Source organism: Lysinibacillus sp. NPDC093190 (assembly GCF_050280425.1).
Taxonomy (GTDB): Bacteria; Bacillota; Bacilli; order Bacillales_A; family Planococcaceae; genus Lysinibacillus.
The window spans coordinates 57,816-76,004 of the sequence record NZ_JBNNVG010000002.1 but is presented as its reverse complement, the minus strand read 5'-3'; the positions used below and the strand labels follow the sequence as shown (position 1 = coordinate 76,004).

The following is an 18,189-nucleotide window of genomic DNA, read 5'->3' as shown; positions in this document are numbered from 1 at the left end:
ATTGATAATATAACAAAGAGACAATTTTATAGAACAAAAACACATTAACTCTCCCAAAAGAAAACGTTATTATGGAATGGAGTAATAAATGAAACCGCTTTCTTAAATGATTTTAAAGATCAAGAAGGGAGAGATTTGATATGAAAACAATTGCTTTGGCTGGAACATTTGATTCAAAAGGAAAAGAATATTTATATGTAAAAGAGTTGATAGAATCGTTAGGTTTCAATACTTTCACGATTCACACAGGTGTTTTTACCCCAGTTTTTGAGCCTGACGTATCAAATGCTGATGTAGCCGTTGCAGCTGGAGAAGATATACAGGAAATTGCAGCAATAAGAGATCGAGCAAATGCGACCGCAGTTCTTGCAAAAGGGATGGAAGTGCTTTTGCCGAAATTGTATGATGAAGGTAAATTCGATGGTGTATTATCCTTTGGAGGTACTGGAGGGTCTTCTATTGTAACAACTGGCATGAGAGCATTACCAATTGGTGTTCCTAAAGTAATGGTTTCAACAGTCGCTTCCGGTAATACGGAGCCATATGTAGGTACTAGCGACATCATTATGATTCCATCGGTAGTAGACGTTGCTGGTTTAAATGTAATTTCAACAAAAATATTTACAAATGCAGTATTTGCGATAGCAGGTATGCTTAACTTTGAAAATAAAAAGATCGTGAAAAAGAAGCCTCTTATTGCTGCAACTATGTTTGGACTGACAACACCTTGTATAAATCAGGCTAAAGATTTCTTAGAGGCTAAAGGATATGAGGTATTAATTTTCCATGCAACAGGTGTTGGTGGTCGTACGATGGAGAATTTAATAGCCAATGGATTTATTGATGGAGTCCTTGACATCACGACTACTGAATGGGCTGATGAGTTAATTGGTGGCGTATTGAAAGCTGGACCGCATCGTTTAGAAGCAGCTTCCAAAAAACAAATTCCTCAAGTAGTATCAGTGGGTGCAATAGATATGGTTAACTTTGGTCCATTTGATTCTGTCCCTCATAAATTTGAAGGAAGAAAATTTTATAAGCATAATCCAACAGTTACTTTAATGCGCACATCTGTTGAAGAGAACAAGCAAATAGGTGAAGTAATTGCAGAAAAATTATCTTTAGCTAAAGGGTACACGGCATTATTTTTGCCGCTAAAAGGGCTATCAGGTCTTGATGTTGAAGGACAGCCTTTCTACGGTTTAGAGGAAGACAAAATGTTATTTGATACATTAAGAGAAAAGGTTGACCAACGTAAAGTGGAAATGGTTGAAATCAATGCGGATATAAATAGTGAAGAGTTTGCACTAACTGCAGCGGAAAAATTAATTGCATTAATAGAAAATAAAGCGAGGGACAACGATCATGTTACAGAGACAAGAAATATTGAATCGTTTTAAAGAAGAAATTAATAAAGGAAATATTCTTCTAGGTGTTGGCGCGGGTACAGGAATTACAGCTAAAAGTAGTGAAGCTGGTGGAGCCGATATGTTGATTGTCTATAATTCAGGTCGTTATAGAATGGCTGGTCGTGGTTCTCTAGCAGGTTTATTATCATATGGTGATGCGAACCAAATTGTTGTTGAAATGGGTAATGAAGTATTACCCGTTGTAAAGGACACCCCAGTACTAGCTGGTGTTAATGGAACAGACCCTTTTAAAGTGATGGGTGTTTTCCTAAAGCAGCTGAAGGATCAGGGGTTTAGTGGCGTTCAAAACTTTCCTACAGTTGGTTTAATTGACGGAGTTTTTCGTCAGAATTTAGAGGAAACAGGGATGGGCTATGATTTAGAAGTAGATATGATTAGAGAAGCACATCAATTAGATTTGCTAACGACTCCATATGTTTTCGATGAAGAGCAAGCAAAGAAAATGGCTGAAGCGGGTGCAGATATTTTAGTGGCCCACATGGGATTAACAACAAGTGGAACGATTGGTGCACAAACAGCATTAACTTTAGATGACTGTGTCGAGCGAATCCAAAAAATTATTCATGCTGGTAAGTCTGTAAATCCTGATATATTAGCAATTTGCCATGGAGGTCCAATTGCAGAACCGGAAGATGCTGCCTATATTATTGAAAGAGTAGATGGAATTGTTGGATTCTTTGGTGCATCTAGTATTGAGAGATTTGCCGCAGAAAAAGGAATTAAGGAGCAAACCGAAGCTTTTAAGGGTATAAACAATAGTAATTAATTTTCATATCGAAGACAATTTCCTTTCTCGAAAGTCTGAGAGAGGCTGGAACATAAGTATATTTTTAAAGCAAAATTAAACAATTTTACATCATAAAAGCGCGAGAAATCAACGTTTCTAAAATTGATTTCTCGCGCTTTTTAATTAAGGAAAGCATGACATTGATTGCTATGGGCCTTGAAGTAGGGTGGATATTTGGAAGAAATTGTGCATCGAATAATAAAATAGAGTTATATTTTAGTATTTTTATATTCCATTAACAAAGCACTTTCATTATTAATTTTTTTTACTTTTGAAAACCCGCATTTTTCGTAACATCTAATAGCTCTTTCATTAGAAATTTCAGGGTCTAATATTATGATATCAGCGTCAGTAATGTTAATAATGAGTTCAATAAATTTACTAACCATAATCGTTCCATAGCCTTTATTATACAGTTTAGGGATACCGATAAATTGGTCAATTCCAAAAATCACTTGATTATTTAAATATCCTAATTCTTTTTGTTCTTCTTCTTGAAGTTTATAGTATTGCATAAATCCTATTGGGGAATCGTCTAATTCAACAATGAAAGGAAAAACTGGGATTTCACCATGAACTCGTGGTTCATATTTTTTCCTTACTTGTTCTATTGTAAATGGTGAATTTATATCCCCATAAAATTCTAAAACTTCTTTTGTACTTAACCATTTGGCCATTAAATCATAATCATTATCAGTCATATTCCTGATGTATATATTGTTTGTATCCAAAATATGTACCCCTTTCAAAATTTTGGTATATCATAATATACCGAAAATTGTATGTATAGTACAGACAATTACTGAAGAATTTTAGTAAATCTTAAAACCATCGGGTACTATAGATGAGCCGATGATGATAGATAAAACTGTTCAAAATTATGAAACAAGGTAGATGATACTGAACAATTTGAGGAAAGTAACTAAAAAGGGTCACCAGACTGGGGGCGACCCTAAAATCGGAAATGTTAATACTCTCTATGCATGAAAGTAGCGCCGATAATAATTAGAAGTATAAATAGAACAACAATTAAGGCAAATGTTGAACCATTACCATTTCCGCCACCATAGTAGCATCCATTATTTATACCACCAACGTTTCCGTAGTATCCCATAAAATATCCCTCCTTTCTACAATCTATAATATGTAAGCTGTAGAAAAGGAGTGGGGTGTTAAACTATTCAGCTATAGGCATTAAAAAATATATTTTTGTGGGATAAGACAATAAAAAAGGGTCACTTGGGATAGGAGTGACCCTTAGAAAAAAGTTTCGGAGGTGTAAGGCTAAATTAGCTTTACCTTACTATTATTATGATGTGATAGCTATGTTTGTATAGTGAATTGCCTGTGAAATAGATTTATAAAAAAAGCCGTAGCGTTGTCACATGCTACATTAAACTAATGAATAATTTGAGGAAAATGTGCAGTAAAAAGAATGGATCAATAAGAAAACAGCCCCTTCTAATTTGAAAGGACTGTTCAATAAAAGTAAACTACTTTAAATTCCATATAACATTGTTAATAGGGGGCATTGTTATACAAATTTAATGAGGGGCTTTCGTTTGAAGCAACTTAATCCCCATACCAATAAATATCATTCCAGTTATCTTATTTAGGATTGTCCCTACTTTTTGGTTTCCTCTTAATTTTTTAGTAACGTACGAAGAGAAATAAGCAACAAATAAACACCATAGTAGTCCAGTCGCTGTAAAAGTAAGTCCTAAAATTAAAAAAGGAATAGGACCGGATGCTTTAACATCTATAAACTGTGGGAGAAACGCAATAAAAAATAAAGAAACTTTTGGATTCGTTAGACTTGTTAAAAGTCCCTGTATATAAATTTTTCTTAAGTTTAATATATTAGATGACGCTTCGAAACCTATGTTTGACTTATCCAGTATCATTTTAATCCCTAGATAAACGAGATAAATAACACCAATAATTTTAATGGTATTAAATAATACAATAGATTTTGTAAGAATTAGCGATAAGCCAAAAGAAACTAATAACGTATGAACTAAGGAACCAGTAATAATACCAAACACAGAATAAATACCAGCTCTTCTACCTTGTGAAATACTTCTACCAACAATATACATGGTGTCCGCACCAGGGATTAGATTTAATAAAATCCCTGTTAATAAAAACATTTCATAATTAATAATACCGTACATTTTAGCACCTCTATCTCTTTTTTGGGGGTGCCCTTATCGATATTAAAGTAAATGAATGAAAAACAAAAGCTTTTTTTATACAAGTGGATTAACACTAAGGAAAATATAAGTGGTTCTACTGCAAAAAGCTGCGGAGTTTACATACACTACAGCTCAGAATTGGTTAACCTTTTACGGTTTGCAGTAAAAAGAGAAACCATTATTTATTTCACCAGTTACATAAATTATAAAGAAAACAAGTGAACCAACAGATTTATTTGAATATAATGTTTGAAACTAAAAGAATAAGGGAGACGGTGTTGTGAGCGAAATAGATAAACGAAACAGATTAGATGAAGAACCATTTGCTTATCAAATAACGAAAAAGGGAACGGTAGTAATATATTACGAAGGTAAACAAATTAAAATTGTAAAGGATAGGGACGCCGAGCGTCTTATCGAAAGAATCAATGAAGTTGAAGATAATATAACTGCAGTACAGTTATTGTTAGCTAAAATTACGGGTAATTTTAAACGTGGCAATGAGAAATTTGGGAAAAATAAAAGAAAATAAAATAAACTTATTTGCACAGATAGGGAGAGTGAAATTGAAAGAAATTGTGCAGTAAAGAAAAAATATTTGGTTATCGATTAGTTCTTATTTTAAAAAAGTTTGAAGTTAACAAAAAAGCCATTCCTATAAAAAAGTATATAAATGCTACAGATTTGTTCGGAATAAATGAATTGTAATTAAGTGGACCGAGTGACGTTCCAAATCCACTCATAAACATAAAGAAGCCTATCCAATAAATGAATTTTCCAATTGTAGTATGAGTCTTCAATATATGAACCTCCTAAAATGTGGATTGTTGCTTGTCAAAGTACAACAAAATTAGGGGATTTTTAGAACTGTGGTTTGATTTTTTTACTGAACAATTTTGAAGAGAAGGAGAGTTTTCCGTTTAAAATGAGGATTTAGTTTAATCCCTTCATCATCTTTATTCATCAATCTATATCTAATTATATTTTACAGTAACTTCCTGTCTATAATTGTGTGGAGACGTGTAATCAAACGCGTATTTTATCACTAATTCATTTGGTTCTTTCCAAGGGTAAGTGAATATTTGAAAGAATGCGTAGCAAAGGTAGCTTTAAGAATTCGAAAAGTGACTGAGCAAAGCTATTGGTATGCAGACCAAATAGAGTTGAATTTGATATGGTTCAGCGAGGCACATCTAAACACAAAATATTTTTTAATTAAATAGCAAAAGGCTGACAATTATGCTCAGCCTCTTGCTAGAAAAATAATAAGAAATAACTTTTAATACAAAAAGGATAGATTATACTTACAGCCTTAGCCCTATAACGGGGAATATCCGAGCTTACTAAGAGCTAATGCCATTTGATAGTATCCCCTACTATTAGGATGAACTCCTCCTGATGATATTAAAGCTTTTTCATTTCCCTTAAATACACTATAGATATCAGCTACTTTAACATTCAATTCCCGACCAAAACTGTTAATCGATGAATTAAACGCTCTAATCGCCTCATCTGCTATAGGGATATCGCTAAATGGATTGTATAAATTCTGTAACCGTAAAATATATTTATCTTGTTTGTCTAGATGGTGAATTCTTTCTAATATTTTTGAGATGTTATTTCTTGATTGCTTACTAGCACGAGCTATACTTTCTTCGTTTTTATTGATTAGAAATCCTTTAGCAGCGTTTATTAAATCATTTCCTCCAGCTGTGATCGTGATGATATTTGCACACTTTACAGCTTCCGTGACAATCGGGGCATTAAGCATAGTTAAAACATTCTCTGTCGTTGCTCCTGACCTTGCATGTTTTTGATAAGAAATACGCTTTTTTAAAATTTGCTGGCTTAGACATCTGTAATATTCAACAAATCCAGGGTCCAAAAACGGAACACCGATACCAACAGTAAGGGAATCGCCTATCGCAAGATAACGTAAATGATTGAAATCCATATTTCACCTCTACTAATTAGTTATAATTCTTATAATATTCAGCGAAATATGAATGGGGAAGCATTAAAAAGAAGGGGGAAACGATGCCTAGACAGGATTGTCATTATTAATTGTTGGAATTATAAATGTCTTGGTGGTTGGTACAGTGAGCTTTATACAGAATAACTATTGAACAATTTGAGGGAAAATGTGCAGTAAAAAAGCTGATTAGAATATTCAAATCAGCTTCTGGTTTTTAGCTTTTTTCTGTTTCATCTTTTTTACTTCTAAGTAGTAATGCCATGAATAAAAAACTTGCTACCCAAAAGGAAAAGAGAAAATTTTCAAGCAAAGGCAAATTACCATTTTTAAAATAATCCCAAACAGTAGTAAATAAAAACAGTGTTACAAAGAATGCGATATATAGGCATTTTCCGAATGTAGTCAATTAAAGCACCTCTATATGTAATAATAGTAAATTAAAATTTTAATTTGTAGCTGTAGAATAGAAAAAAAGGTCACTGAAATGAATGAATTACCCTAAGTAACAAATGGGGAGGCCGTGACGGTCAACTAACGCCACAACCTAATAAGTGCGTGCGATACACTCAATATTAATTTGTGCAAATTGAGGATACCTATACATTAAAAAAGCCGCAACGTTTGCAGAATGCCGAATCGTTTTTTCTTTTGAATTTTAGATAAATGACTAAAGCACAAGTGAAGAACTACTTTTAAGTTATATAAACAAATGAAAGTTACTAATTAGTAAAGTGACTATTTTTACTTGATAAAAAAGCCACTCATTTTGTAGTGAACCCCTAGTTGTACCCAAATTAAGTGGGGTACAACGGGTAAAAACGGAAACCAAAATTTATTACCAAATGTTTTTCTAAATTAAACTTTTGATTTTTGTTAATACAGATTTTTTACTTTTTCTTAATCAATAGAGTAAAAACCCCGCTAAATTAATATTTTTACGCTATAATGTAGGACGAGGTGAAGAAAATGTTTGTTAGTGAGAAACAAGTTGAAATTCGATATGCTGAGACCGACCAAATGGGTGTGGTGTATCATGCGAACTATATCATTTGGATGGAAATAGGTCGCTCGCAGTTAGTAAATGATGCAGGCTATGAGTATGCAGCATTAGAAAAAGATGGTTATGTATCGCCGGTGATGGATTTATCCATTTCGTACAAGGCAGCTATGCAGTATGGCCAAGTGGCAACGGTACGTACATGGGTGGAAAAACACGATCGTCTACGTACAACATATGGCTATGAAATTTTACATGAAGATGGCACGATTGCAGCGACTGCTCAGTCCGTACATATTCTAGCGCACAAAGATACGTTACGTCCGATATCTTTAAGTAAAATCAATCCGGCATGGGATGCGAAATACAAAGAAATCGCACGCGAGACGAAATAGGAGAATCATACATGGAACTTTTATTGGCGATAGGAGCAATTATGGCTTGTCTAGGTGTCGTGCTTGGCGCTTTTGGGGCACATGCACTAAAAGAAAAATTTGCGTCACCACACTATGCAACCATTTGGGAAACTGCAGTGCAATACCATATGTATCATGCATTAGGTTTACTAGGGCTTGGCATTTTATCGAGTGATGCCCTTTTAGGAGCCTCTAGTATGCTTTCTTGGGCAGGATATTTAATGTTGGCGGGTATCGTGTTTTTCTCCGGTAGTTTATATGTATTGGCCGTTACAGGTGTGAAAAAGCTTGGAGCGATTACCCCAATCGGCGGTATGTTATTTATCGTTGCCTGGGTTCTTGTGGCTATTTCCGCATGTTCTTAAGAAACGCTAAGATCCACTAAAAAACGATATAGCATTTACAATACGAGAGAGGTAGTTCCTATGGAGCTATCTCTTTTTTATAAAGAAGTTAAAAAAAATGAAACAAATTGTTCTTTTTATGCGTACTACATATTGAATAAATTATTTTTAACTTCTTTCACCGGGTGTCCAAACACCCACTGAAATCCGGACGCAATGTTTATCTGCACGACAGCGTAGCGACGGCGGTAATTATGCTGAGGCATAATTGATATGATAAAATAAGTCTTAGTATAAAAGTTGAAGGTGGGAATAAATATGGGTTTATTAAAAGCAGGAGTTGGGGCATTAGCAGGTGTTCTAGAAGATCAATGGCGTGAATATTTCTATTGTGAGTCACTCTCAGCGGATGTTCTTGTGGAGAAGGGTCATAAACGTACTTCAAAACGAGGGTCCAATAAAGGCAATGACAACATTATTAGTAACGGCTCTATTATTGCTATCAATGAAGGGCAATGTATGATGATTGTCGAGCAAGGGAAAGTAGTGGAGTTCTCCGCGGAGTCTGGAGAGTATGTTTATGATACATCAACAGAGCCTTCGATTATGTATGGCAATGATTTGTCTGAAGGCATTATGGAAACATTCAAGCAGATTGGGAAACGCTTCACATTTGGAGGAGAACCTGCAAAAGATCAGCGTGTGTACTATTTTAATAAAAAAGAAATCGTAGGCAATAAATATGGGACACCAGCACCGGTTCCTTTCCGTGTTATCGACCGTAATATCGGCCTAGATATTGATATTGCTATTCGTTGTCATGGCGAATATTCATATAAAATTGTCGATCCATTATTATTCTATACAAATGTATGTGGAAACGTAGAGCGTGAATTTACAAGAGATGCAATCGATAGCCAATTAAAAACGGAGCTGATGACTGCGTTACAGCCGGCTTTCGCACATATTTCAGCAAGTGGAGTACGCTATAGCGAAATTCCTGCACATACGGTTGCTCTTGCAGATGCCCTTAACAAAGTGTTATCAGAGAAATGGCTAGCAACTCGTGGTTTAGCAGTTGTGTCCTTTGGCATTAGTTCTTTAAAAGCATCTGAAGAAGATGAAGCAATGATTAAACAACTACAACGAAATGCAGTGATGCGTGATCCAGGTATGGCTGCGGCTCAATTAACAGGTGCTCAGGCGGAAGCAATGATTGCAGCAGCTAATAATGATGGTGGAGCAATGGCAGGATTTATGGGCATGAACATGGCGACACAAGCAGGCGGTGTTAATGCAGGACAGCTTTACCAGATGAATGAGCAAAATAAACAGGCAGCCCAGCAAGGTCAACCAGCGACGAACTCGGGTGCATGGAAATGTGCATGTGGCAACGAAAACACTGGTAAATTCTGCTCAAATTGTGGGACACCAAAACCTGCAGAAGAAGGATGGACTTGTACATGTGGTGCTGTCAACAAAGGCAAATTCTGTAGCGAATGTGGTGCTAAAAAACCTTCAGAAGCATTACAATACGTTTGCGATAAATGTGGTTGGCTGCCAGAAGATCCTGCAAACCCACCAAAATTCTGTCCAGAATGTGGCGATGTGTTTGATGAGAATGATGTTAAGTAAGGAGATGACTAATGATGCCAACTCAAGATGCTGAAAATGCTAAACAAGTAAAGCTTGATTTTGACGCTGAGTGTCCATCATGTAGTGCATCCATTGAATTTAACCCAGCAACTGGAAAGCTAACATGTCCTTATTGTGGTTATGAGACTGAAATTGCAGCCCCAGAAAAGCAAGAGGAAAAAGTTGCCCAGGAAATGGATTTTGCAATGGCTGAAGAACGTGGAAATTTTAACTGGGGTGTTGAGAAAAAAACAGTCATTTGTAAATCCTGTGCGGCAGAAACGATTTATGATGCATTACAGGTAGCTGATAGTTGCCCATACTGTGGTTCTAATCAGGTTATGGAGGCTAGTGCTGAAAATACACTAGCACCGAATGGGGTATGCGCATTTGAAATAACAGATAAGCAGGCGGGAGAGAACTTCCAAAGTTGGATTAAGGGAAAATGGTTTACACCGAGAGCAGCAAAAGATAGTGCAAAGCCTGATTCATTTAAAGGGGTTTATCTTCCTTATTGGACTTTTGACACGAAAACAAGTTCAAGATATTCTGCAAGATACGGTAGACATCGTACAGTTACAGATAAAGAGGGAAATACCCGAACTGAAACGGATTGGTATTCCACAAGTGGTTTTTATCAGGAATTTATTGATGATCATTTAATAAGTGCGACAACCCGTTATGATAGAAATATGATGCGAAAAGTAGAACCCTTTAATTTACTCAATAATAAAGCCTATAAACCAGAATATGTAACAGGCTTTTTATCAGAACGCTACAGTATTGGTTTACAGGACGGGTGGAGTCAGGCGAAGAGGGAAATTTCAGATCATCTGAATGCACAAATTACCTCAAAAATACGTTGGGAACATAATGCGGATGTAGTATCCAATGTACATTTCTCAACAACTCATGATGATATTACATACAAATATCTAATGTTGCCGATTTGGCTTTCTTCATTCCGCTATAAAGAGAAAATTTATCGATTTATGGTAAATGGACAAACAGGTCGAGTAGGTGGGGATGCCCCAATTTCACCACTTCGTGTAACAATTGCTGTCATCTTATCATTAATTGCAATTTCAATTATTTGGTATTTCTTTATGTCAGAATAGTCATGAGCAGTATTCCTGTAGGGTATAATCCATACTTTGGAATACTGCTTTTTTACTAAATAATTTGGGGTGGGTGAATGGCTGAATAATTTTAGGATATAGGATGAAAACCTTTAGTTATCATGGCATTCACTTTGAATTGTTGCATAAGTTATAATGATAAAGTTTTTTATAGCAATACATGAAAAATTCAGTGAATGCATATAGGGTGACTCAAAAATAAATATGCGTACTTAAGCAACCTATTTTATGGGAAAGTCGTTATTAGTGATGAATTGTCAGAAAAATGCGCTTTAGCACAAGCATAAGTTTTATTAATAAATCAGTTAGGTGGAAGTTTGTTAAATTTCAGGACAGATTTATTCCATAAAATAACGCCATGTGAAGTTGCCAATTTACTTTAAACAAATTATTATACAGTCAGAGAGTTTTTTTCATGTAATGAGCTGTGAATGTAATGTTATTCTTGGATAACATCATGTATGGAGGTTTCGACAATGGATGCAATTGAAGTTTTAACAAATTTAGATCAAATACATGGGTATTTTCAACCTATATTTAGCGCAGATGCGCATACTGTTATTGCCTACGAAATTTCCGGACAGTTACAAATCGAGGGTCAACAAATTAATTTAAAAGATTTTGTGAATAACGAAGATATTCCAGAAGAATATCGTATTGACATGGAACATAAAATTTTACACGCTGCATTAGCCAAAGTAGAAGAAATCGGACAGGATATTGATATTTATATTCCAAGTAACCCGAACTTACTGATGCAGGATTTCGGTGAAAGTCATTTTAATATTATTCAACAATATATAAGTGAAGAGGATTTACATCGTATTGTATTAGTTGTTTCTGAGCATCGTTTTTTAGGTGACATTCAAAAGTTGCACCATGCAGTACGATACTTTACGACTTTTGGTGTCAAAATTGCCGTTCAGGAAGTAGGAGCGGAGAGTCATTTAGAGCACATTGCTCTATTATCACCACAAATATTAAAGGTCAATATTCGAGACTTAAATTATGATTCTTGGTCTGCACAGTCAGATATGATTTCGGCAATAGGTAGCCTCGCTTATAAAATCGGCGCAAATCTCTTATTTGAAGGAATCGAAACAGTTTATCAACTACAGTTTGCTTGGAAGAATGGAGGCCGATTTTATCAGGGCCGATACTTGGCAAACCCTGCATTGATATTCGTAGAGAAGGATATTTTAAAGGAGCGTTTTAAAGAGGAGTGCCAGCAGTTTATTACCTCTGAAAAGAAGATATTAGAGGCGCAATATTTTGAGTTAAAGAAGTTGAGGGAGGAGCTAGAAGCGATTGTCCATCGTGTTAAACCTTCTAGTGACAACATCACACATTTAGCGCAGCTATTGGATTGTTATTCGTTCCGAGTATATATTTGTAATGAAGATGGTTTCCAACTATCTCCAAACGTAATGCGTATAGATGGACAGTGGGAGTTGCAGCCAAGAGCCATCAATAAAAACTGGAGTTGGCGTCCGTACTTCCTACAAACAATTATAAAAATGCGCAACGATCAAAGCGGAGAAATCTCAGAGCTTTATCGAGATATCGAGACAGGGGAAATTACAAGAACATTTTCAATTGCTATTAACAAGCATGAGTATTTGTTCGTTGATCTTTCGTATGATTACCTATATGAGCACAATATATTTAGATAGTCCTACAAATGCTTATACATCAAGGTTTAATGGGTACAAGAGAAATAACTTGTACCCAAAAATTGTGTAGAAATGATTAGTTCTATAGCTAAAAAATGAATACATCCCGTTCCAACGCTGGTCGGCTAGTAATAACCGAATCAGCGTTTTTTAGTGCGTTTGCACAACAGGAAGTATTTAGTGTGAATTAGATGTTGAAAAGTACGTGATTATCGCTACTTTAGACAGTAGAACAAAAAGTATCTGTCATTCAAGAGACGGAAAGATGTTTGAATTAGCAGATTTTGCACCGGTGTGACAGCCATTGTAAACGCAAAGCCCAATTCGTTTTCTACCTTCGATCAATTTTCTTCGGACAGAAAATCGAGTGAAATGCAAATTAGCCTTCAGGAATCGAAAAACTGGTTCTACATCCATTTTTCGTTGTCGATAGATGGCACCCGTTTTTCTTCTGAAAGCTTTGTTCTTACATATAATATTTCAGGGGTACAAAAATAATTTGTACCCCGATTTGTTCTCTATCTATTATTTTAAAGGAATTCCAAGTCCTAAGGCAGAAGCTATGGATACAATAGAGCTAATAACACCTAGTATACTAGTTAATTTCTCTAATGGTTTTTTAGCTTTCTCTTTATCTCCATTTTCTATATGAGTTTGAAGGAGTTCAAAATTAGCTTCTGCAATCTCTCGTTGTTCCTCTGCTAGGTGTTGAATTTCTTCGTGAAGCTGTTGTAAAGCATTGATAATGTCATTAGGCAAACTAGCTATCCCTTGATTGAGTGTACCATTGTTTTCAATAGTTATATTACCTTTGTTTTCTCCAAAAGTTAAACCACCATATTTACTAGAATCACCCATATAACCATCTCCTAAGATAATAGTAACTTTCCCAAGCTTTGATACTTTATCTAATAATTGATCAGAATTTTCTTTGGCTAAAATATCGATAATTTCTCTTAAACTCTCAGGTTTATTTTGATACCTTAACCCGACATTTTCCTTTTTGTTATTAATTTTTTTTTTGAAAAACTTTGTCTGAAATCATCACTTAATTCGATGATTGGAATAGCGTTTAAAGGATCAAAACAATTTTCTGTACCACAATACTTGCATGGAATGGAATCAATATTTTCAAGTTCAGATTTATTAGCAGTTAAAATACTTTTATTACATTCCTCGCAGTGAAATTCTAATTGTATAACGAGCGCTTCTTTTTTTTCTAATTCAGATAATGTATCGATAACTACTCCAAGAGGTAAGTTAGTTATTTTTGCAATATAACTATGGTAAAATTTTTCTATTTTACTAATAGCAATTGCCTCAAGTGCATTATCTATTTTTTGAGAAATTTCCCATGGCTTTAAATTGCTCAATACTTTTACCTCGCAGAATAAATTTGGTAAATCAATTTTTCTCTAATATAATCCAATACAGGTTCAGACGCAAATACATTGAACTTAAATGTCTTTGTATTTACGCCGATTCGAATAGAATATTCTTGTTTCACGCCATCAACACTATGTTCAAACAGTATGGACCCTTTTTGTTTGGATAGATAAGGTTCTAAATAATTGTATAACGGTAAACCTCGTAGTTCTCTAATACTACCCAATCCTATTGTTTCAAGACCACTTAAAAGTAACAAAGTAAAAGGTGTTGTTTCTAAAATGCCGGTAATATCTTCACTATTTAAATTTTGCTCTAGAATTGATAATTCACCATTAGTATAGTATTCGTCAATTGCAGAAAGTATACTCACAATTGATTGACCCTGTGTTTCTTCAAATGTATTGACTGATCCTGCTGGTCTACCTGTAGCATCAATAAGCTTTCCTTGAAGGGTATCAGCTAAAGACTCAAGTGTACCACCATATTTCTCTAACAAATCATACTGTTTGAATTCATATTCTTCATCGACAATTTTATTTAACCAAGCCATAATTTTTTTGGCAACAGCTGAACTTGCTCGTACTTCAATTATTCCCATGTCTTCATCAATATAAACTGTTGTAATTTCGTGCTTAATGTATTCTCTTCGGTTAGCTAAAAAGTAATCAACATTAACACCAGTTCTATGAATAAATCTTAAATAATATGCTTGAGAACCTTCAATTTCAGCAGCGGCAATAATTGTAGGATCAATAGGAATATTTTCGCTGTTTGGTGTAACTACTGTTTTGAAAGGGTTAAATGGCATTTTATCAATAATACTTTGTTTAAATCCTATTAAACCAGTATTATTTGTCGCCTGGTACCAAGCTAAAGAAACTGCTCCAGAGAAAATATTATTGCTGATCATTTTAAGTACGTCTCCATCTAAATGCTCAAAAGCGTCCCACACTCTACTTGATAATTCATCTACATTGCCAGTTGATTCTAAAGTCATTTTATTACAAATCTCTTTGAGTTGAGTTTTGTTTAATCTATTCAAGTCTTGGGGGAAAATTAAAGATTTAATTGTATTCATTTAACACCCTCCAGAATTATATTCTGTATTCGATGAAAATATGTCGTTTTATTAATAAATATAATAGTATATGTTTGGAATACCCAAAAAATGACATAAAAGTGTTGATTGACATGGAAGTATGAATGAATTGGAACTTATATGCGTCAAAACGAATAAAATCAGTGTAGTTCTTTATTCTTATTTTGTGTCTAAGGTTTTTGAAAGAAATAACTACTACTTATTGGGGGAGTGAGCTTTTGGGTGTCATCTTCAATTCTTTTTGTGAAAAGTGAATAGAGCGGGGGAATTATTAAATTGAGAAGTGTCTTGATCAGGGGAGAACAAAGTAATTGGATTAAGATTCTCAACTTGTTACTTAAGTATTCAGCATTGTGTAAATGGGGGTACAAAGGAGAAGTTTAATCTCAAATGTACCCACTTGATTTTCCTTTATATACTTTAAACGAAGAATGGTAGTAAAGATTTGTTCCTACTATTAAAGAATCTCCGTTAATTCTGAATTCACAAACCTTTGGGCAGTAATTAGAACGCCTGAAGCTGTTCTTCCGTATACACTATATAATCCGCCAGTTTGATTAGGAACGATTTCAACTTCATATTGAGCCGAATTTCCTACACTTGGAGTTACAAAAGTAGAAGCATTGGCATTTGCGCTAAATGCAGTTGTTGATAGTAATTGTCTTGAGCCGTTAAGTCTAAAAACTCTTACTACTCCAGTTAGTAAACCTCCAGTTAGATTGAGAATTTTGATACGAACGCTAGCTGCATTAGCTGGTTGATTCCCTGTATTTTCAATTGGACCAGTAGTTAAAGGCAATTATTCACCTCCTTCAAAATAAAAGATTTATAATATTTATAATCTGCAGATTACATACTCATAGTATTCAGCATCTATTGAAATGCTCTAAACGTATTAATCAAGTTTCTATAAAAATATTGAAATTGATTAATAGAACTATTTAAATCTTTCTGCTTTAGCAAGTGATTGAGCTACTTTCAACCTTTCAGAAGTATCTCTTATATTCTCTCTACTATTTTAATGATGGTGTATTATGGATATATTTGAATCTTCAAGAACAACTTCACGTCTAAGGAAATATGGAGGTGAAAATATTTTGAGGAAGATAGTTACAATATTGTGTATATCCTTGATTTTGATATTGAGCGGATGTAATCATAATTCGATACCAAAAATTTCAGAAGAACAGGCAAAATCAATTGTGTTAAAAAGCCACGCAAAAAACATTGGTAAAGTTGAAATTAAGTCAGTTAGTCATAAAGGAAACGAGTATATTGTTAAATGGGAAAATAAAGAAAACTGTGAGAACGGAACGGACTATATTAATGACGAAAACGGCAAAATAATAAATGGTGAAACCTCAATATGTTAATTTCACTTGCAATAGACCTCTTAGTTTAGTTCTAAGTTATTGCGAGTTATAAGAGTGACTGAAATCGATAACAATACGTGCAACACTTCCCGATGCTTTATTAAATAGGGCAGGGATAATGATACAATTCAACGATCCTCATATTGATAGGAGTTCCTATTCTGGTATAATTAACTGAGAGAGAGGATGATCAGTATGAGCAAAAATATCGTTGTTATAACAGGGGCTGGCAGTGGTTTAGGTGCAGCACTTGCTAAAAAATATTCGTCTTTAGACAATCACATTTGTTTACTCGGTCGAACGAAATCAAAGCTTGAGAATACGGCTAAAACTTTAACCGATAGCTATTCTATTTATGAGGTTGATGTTACTTCGAAACAAATGGTCGCTCAAATAATTCATTCTATACAAGAGGATTTTGGATCAATTCAGTTATTAATTAATAATGCTGGTGTTGGCTATTTTGATATTGCTGAAAACTTGAATGAGGAATCAGTCCATCAAATGATTGATATTAACCTAAAAGGAACCATTTTTTGCACACAAGAAGTGCTAAACGGTATGAAAGAACGAAATGAAGGAACAATCGTCAATATCGTTTCTACAGCTGGTCTAGAAGGAAAAGTAACGGAGTCTGTTTATTGTGCTAGTAAATTTGGTGTACGAGGATTTACAGAGAGTCTAGCACTAGAATTAAACGAAACTTCTATTCATGTATGTGCTGTATATATGGGTGGTATGAGAACAGAATTTTGGGACGGAGTGTTTTCTGAGGAAAAAACTAAGACATTAATGGATCCTAATGACATCGCGGATATTATTATGGAAAATATTAAACCAAGAAAAGCGTTAGCTGTAACTGAGGTTGTTATTAAAAATAAACGATAACGAAAAGGGTATGACCAGGCACTGCAATTAATGTTGAGCCTGGTCATTTTCTATTTCATTTAATAGTTCTATAAAATTACTAAGATACAGTAAATGTCTTAAAACGCAATCCATATTTCGATGAAAATTGAAATATTTATCTTGTACTATGAAAATTGAAAGTACGGATAGGAGGAGATAAAATGACTCAAATTGCTTGCACAGAAATGATTAATCCAAAAATTTTATACTACGGGACACCTGTGATTTTATTAACTACGCAAAATGAAGATGGCACAGTAAATATTAGCCCACTTTCATCATCATGGGCGTTAGGAGATTATATTATATTAGGAATTGGGCTTGGGGGAAAGGCTATTGAAAATTTAGAACGACATCCTGAATGTGTCATTAATATCCCAGATCCTTCATTATGGGAGAATGTAGAAAAATTAGCTCCTTTTACAGGAAAAACCCCCGTTCCTGAATATAAGAGAGCGAATGGATTTACATTTGAAAAAGAAAAATATGAAATTAGTAATTTAACGCCAACCGAGTCTAAATCAGTAAAACCTACAAGAATTGCAGAGTGTCCAATTCAACTTGAGGCAAGAGTAAAACATATTCAAATCCCTGAATATGCTCCTTTTTTTGCCATTGTTGAGACACAAGTAATACATGTACATGCTCATAAGGAAATTATAGTTGATGAAAATTATATTGATCCAAATAAATGGAGCCCACTTATTTATAATTTCCGTCATTATTTTGGACTTGGACACCAGCTGGGTAAAGCTTTTAGAGCTGAAATTTAAATCCTAATTGCTATCATTAACAAAGATCAGTTCTCATTTTTTAGAATGGGAATCT

The 18,189-nt window shown here is 34.5% G+C and carries 19 protein-coding genes and 1 pseudogene; 11 read left to right on the top strand and 9 right to left on the bottom strand.

The genetic code is table 11. The features are described 5' to 3' along the window. Positions 1 to 140 precede the first annotated feature (140 nt). Together ACQKOF_RS02320 and ACQKOF_RS02315 are read left to right on the top strand one after the other, a co-directional pair. Positions 141 to 1,400: a Tm-1-like ATP-binding domain-containing protein gene (locus ACQKOF_RS02320; protein ID WP_427553292.1), complete on the top strand. Its 1,260-nt coding sequence runs from the start codon at positions 141 to 143 to the stop codon at positions 1,398 to 1,400. Beyond that, on the top strand, positions 1,366 to 2,196 hold the full coding sequence (locus tag ACQKOF_RS02315; protein ID WP_427553290.1) for a phosphoenolpyruvate hydrolase family protein: 831 nt from the start codon (positions 1,366 to 1,368) through the stop codon (positions 2,194 to 2,196). The genes ACQKOF_RS02320 and ACQKOF_RS02315 overlap by 35 nt, the downstream gene beginning before the upstream one ends. Before the next feature lie 230 nt (positions 2,197 to 2,426). Here the strand turns inward: ACQKOF_RS02315 and ACQKOF_RS02310 are convergent, their stop codons facing one another. The 3 genes from ACQKOF_RS02310 to ACQKOF_RS02300 all read right to left on the bottom strand — a co-directional run bounded on the left by ACQKOF_RS02310 (position 2,427) and on the right by ACQKOF_RS02300 (position 4,391). Continuing rightward, positions 2,427 to 2,948, bottom strand: a complete 522-nt coding sequence (locus ACQKOF_RS02310) for a GNAT family N-acetyltransferase (protein WP_427553288.1) — start codon at positions 2,946 to 2,948, stop codon at positions 2,427 to 2,429. Positions 2,949 to 3,184: 236 nt separating this feature from the next. Next, the gene (locus ACQKOF_RS02305) at positions 3,185 to 3,331 is read right to left on the bottom strand and encodes a YjcZ family sporulation protein (protein ID WP_082172704.1); all 147 of its coding nucleotides are present in this window, start codon (positions 3,329 to 3,331) and stop codon (positions 3,185 to 3,187) included. Between the two features lie 430 nt (positions 3,332 to 3,761). Continuing rightward, on the bottom strand, positions 3,762 to 4,391 hold the full coding sequence (locus tag ACQKOF_RS02300; RefSeq protein WP_427553285.1) for a LysE family translocator: 630 nt from the start codon (positions 4,389 to 4,391) through the stop codon (positions 3,762 to 3,764). 301 nt (positions 4,392 to 4,692) lie between these two features. Here ACQKOF_RS02300 and ACQKOF_RS02295 point away from each other — a divergent pair, with 301 nt between their 5' ends. After that, positions 4,693 to 4,944, top strand: a complete 252-nt coding sequence (locus ACQKOF_RS02295) for a hypothetical protein (RefSeq protein ID WP_427553283.1) — start codon at positions 4,693 to 4,695, stop codon at positions 4,942 to 4,944. Positions 4,945 to 5,730: 786 nt separating this feature from the next. On the opposite strand, the gene ACQKOF_RS02290 is transcribed toward ACQKOF_RS02295, so the two are convergent. After that, a complete protein-coding gene (locus tag ACQKOF_RS02290; protein WP_427553281.1) occupies positions 5,731 to 6,366 on the bottom strand; it encodes a GDSL-type esterase/lipase family protein in 636 nt (211 codons plus the stop codon). Between the two features lie 987 nt (positions 6,367 to 7,353). On the opposite strand from ACQKOF_RS02290, the gene ACQKOF_RS02285 reads away from it, so the two are divergent. The 5 genes from ACQKOF_RS02285 (at position 7,354) to ACQKOF_RS02265 (ending at position 12,591) form a co-directional block, all read left to right on the top strand. Next, on the top strand, positions 7,354 to 7,779 hold the full coding sequence (locus ACQKOF_RS02285) for an acyl-CoA thioesterase (RefSeq protein WP_370047061.1): 426 nt from the start codon (positions 7,354 to 7,356) through the stop codon (positions 7,777 to 7,779). An 11-nt stretch (positions 7,780 to 7,790) separates the two neighbouring features. Then, the gene (locus ACQKOF_RS02280; protein ID WP_427553279.1) at positions 7,791 to 8,165 is read left to right on the top strand and encodes a DUF423 domain-containing protein; all 375 of its coding nucleotides are present in this window, start codon (positions 7,791 to 7,793) and stop codon (positions 8,163 to 8,165) included. Positions 8,166 to 8,462: 297 nt separating this feature from the next. Continuing rightward, positions 8,463 to 9,779, top strand: coding sequence for an SPFH domain-containing protein (locus ACQKOF_RS02275; protein ID WP_427553277.1), 1,317 nt, complete (start codon positions 8,463 to 8,465; stop codon positions 9,777 to 9,779). A 14-nt stretch (positions 9,780 to 9,793) separates the two neighbouring features. Further along, a complete protein-coding gene (locus ACQKOF_RS02270) occupies positions 9,794 to 10,897 on the top strand; it encodes a hypothetical protein (RefSeq protein ID WP_427553754.1) in 1,104 nt (367 codons plus the stop codon). A 497-nt stretch (positions 10,898 to 11,394) separates the two neighbouring features. Further along, positions 11,395 to 12,591: an EAL-associated domain-containing protein gene (locus ACQKOF_RS02265; RefSeq protein WP_427553275.1), complete on the top strand. Its 1,197-nt coding sequence runs from the start codon at positions 11,395 to 11,397 to the stop codon at positions 12,589 to 12,591. 296 nt (positions 12,592 to 12,887) lie between these two features. Here the strand turns inward: ACQKOF_RS02265 and ACQKOF_RS02260 are convergent. The 5 genes and pseudogenes from ACQKOF_RS02260 to ACQKOF_RS02240 all read right to left on the bottom strand — a co-directional run. After that, positions 12,888 to 13,064 (bottom strand): annotated as a pseudogene (locus ACQKOF_RS02260) (IS5/IS1182 family transposase); the annotation flags it as partial. A gap of 52 nt (positions 13,065 to 13,116) precedes the next feature. Next, the gene (locus ACQKOF_RS02255; protein WP_142510633.1) at positions 13,117 to 13,449 is read right to left on the bottom strand and encodes a hypothetical protein; all 333 of its coding nucleotides are present in this window, start codon (positions 13,447 to 13,449) and stop codon (positions 13,117 to 13,119) included. A gap of 125 nt (positions 13,450 to 13,574) precedes the next feature. Then, entirely contained in the window at positions 13,575 to 13,964 is a 390-nt protein-coding gene (locus ACQKOF_RS02250; RefSeq protein WP_427553272.1) for a hypothetical protein, read from the bottom strand. 5 nt (positions 13,965 to 13,969) lie between these two features. After that, positions 13,970 to 15,058: a hypothetical protein gene (locus tag ACQKOF_RS02245; protein ID WP_427553270.1), complete on the bottom strand. Its 1,089-nt coding sequence runs from the start codon at positions 15,056 to 15,058 to the stop codon at positions 13,970 to 13,972. A gap of 478 nt (positions 15,059 to 15,536) precedes the next feature. Next, on the bottom strand, positions 15,537 to 15,878 hold the full coding sequence (locus tag ACQKOF_RS02240; RefSeq protein WP_427553268.1) for an ATPase: 342 nt from the start codon (positions 15,876 to 15,878) through the stop codon (positions 15,537 to 15,539). Between the two features lie 235 nt (positions 15,879 to 16,113). Between ACQKOF_RS02240 and ACQKOF_RS02235 the strand changes: the two genes are divergently transcribed. The 3 genes from ACQKOF_RS02235 to ACQKOF_RS02225 all read left to right on the top strand — a co-directional run bounded on the left by ACQKOF_RS02235 (position 16,114) and on the right by ACQKOF_RS02225 (position 18,134). After that, the gene (locus ACQKOF_RS02235; RefSeq protein WP_427553266.1) at positions 16,114 to 16,452 is read left to right on the top strand and encodes a hypothetical protein; all 339 of its coding nucleotides are present in this window, start codon (positions 16,114 to 16,116) and stop codon (positions 16,450 to 16,452) included. 195 nt (positions 16,453 to 16,647) lie between these two features. Further along, complete coding sequence (locus ACQKOF_RS02230) at positions 16,648 to 17,340, top strand: SDR family oxidoreductase (RefSeq protein WP_427553264.1); 693 nt, start codon at positions 16,648 to 16,650, stop codon at positions 17,338 to 17,340. A 182-nt stretch (positions 17,341 to 17,522) separates the two neighbouring features. After that, positions 17,523 to 18,134 (top strand): flavin reductase family protein, encoded by a 612-nt coding sequence (locus tag ACQKOF_RS02225; protein WP_427553262.1) that lies wholly within the window; start codon positions 17,523 to 17,525, stop codon positions 18,132 to 18,134. The last annotated feature ends 55 nt before the right edge of the window (positions 18,135 to 18,189 follow it).

What these genes read in the sequence shown, in the direction of transcription:
- ACQKOF_RS02280 (WP_427553279.1), top strand. Translation starts at nt 7,791, where the DNA reads ATGGAACTTTTATTGGCGATAGGAGCAATTATGGCTTGTCTAGGTGTC.
- ACQKOF_RS02230 (WP_427553264.1), top strand. Translation starts at nt 16,648, where the DNA reads ATGAGCAAAAATATCGTTGTTATAACAGGGGCTGGCAGTGGTTTAGGT.
- ACQKOF_RS02265 (WP_427553275.1), top strand. Translation starts at nt 11,395, where the DNA reads ATGGATGCAATTGAAGTTTTAACAAATTTAGATCAAATACATGGGTAT.
- ACQKOF_RS02285 (WP_370047061.1), top strand. Translation starts at nt 7,354, where the DNA reads ATGTTTGTTAGTGAGAAACAAGTTGAAATTCGATATGCTGAGACCGAC.
- ACQKOF_RS02275 (WP_427553277.1), top strand. Translation starts at nt 8,463, where the DNA reads ATGGGTTTATTAAAAGCAGGAGTTGGGGCATTAGCAGGTGTTCTAGAA.
- ACQKOF_RS02305 (WP_082172704.1), bottom strand. Translation starts at nt 3,331, where the DNA reads ATGGGATACTACGGAAACGTTGGTGGTATAAATAATGGATGCTACTAT.
- ACQKOF_RS02290 (WP_427553281.1), bottom strand. Translation starts at nt 6,366, where the DNA reads ATGGATTTCAATCATTTACGTTATCTTGCGATAGGCGATTCCCTTACT.
- ACQKOF_RS02255 (WP_142510633.1), bottom strand. Translation starts at nt 13,449, where the DNA reads ATGGGTGATTCTAGTAAATATGGTGGTTTAACTTTTGGAGAAAACAAA.
- ACQKOF_RS02245 (WP_427553270.1), bottom strand. Translation starts at nt 15,058, where the DNA reads ATGAATACAATTAAATCTTTAATTTTCCCCCAAGACTTGAATAGATTA.
- ACQKOF_RS02270 (WP_427553754.1), top strand. Translation starts at nt 9,794, where the DNA reads ATGCCAACTCAAGATGCTGAAAATGCTAAACAAGTAAAGCTTGATTTT.
- ACQKOF_RS02320 (WP_427553292.1), top strand. Translation starts at nt 141, where the DNA reads ATGAAAACAATTGCTTTGGCTGGAACATTTGATTCAAAAGGAAAAGAA.
- ACQKOF_RS02315 (WP_427553290.1), top strand. Translation starts at nt 1,366, where the DNA reads ATGTTACAGAGACAAGAAATATTGAATCGTTTTAAAGAAGAAATTAAT.
- ACQKOF_RS02225 (WP_427553262.1), top strand. Translation starts at nt 17,523, where the DNA reads ATGACTCAAATTGCTTGCACAGAAATGATTAATCCAAAAATTTTATAC.
- ACQKOF_RS02300 (WP_427553285.1), bottom strand. Translation starts at nt 4,391, where the DNA reads ATGTACGGTATTATTAATTATGAAATGTTTTTATTAACAGGGATTTTA.
- ACQKOF_RS02235 (WP_427553266.1), top strand. Translation starts at nt 16,114, where the DNA reads ATGGATATATTTGAATCTTCAAGAACAACTTCACGTCTAAGGAAATAT.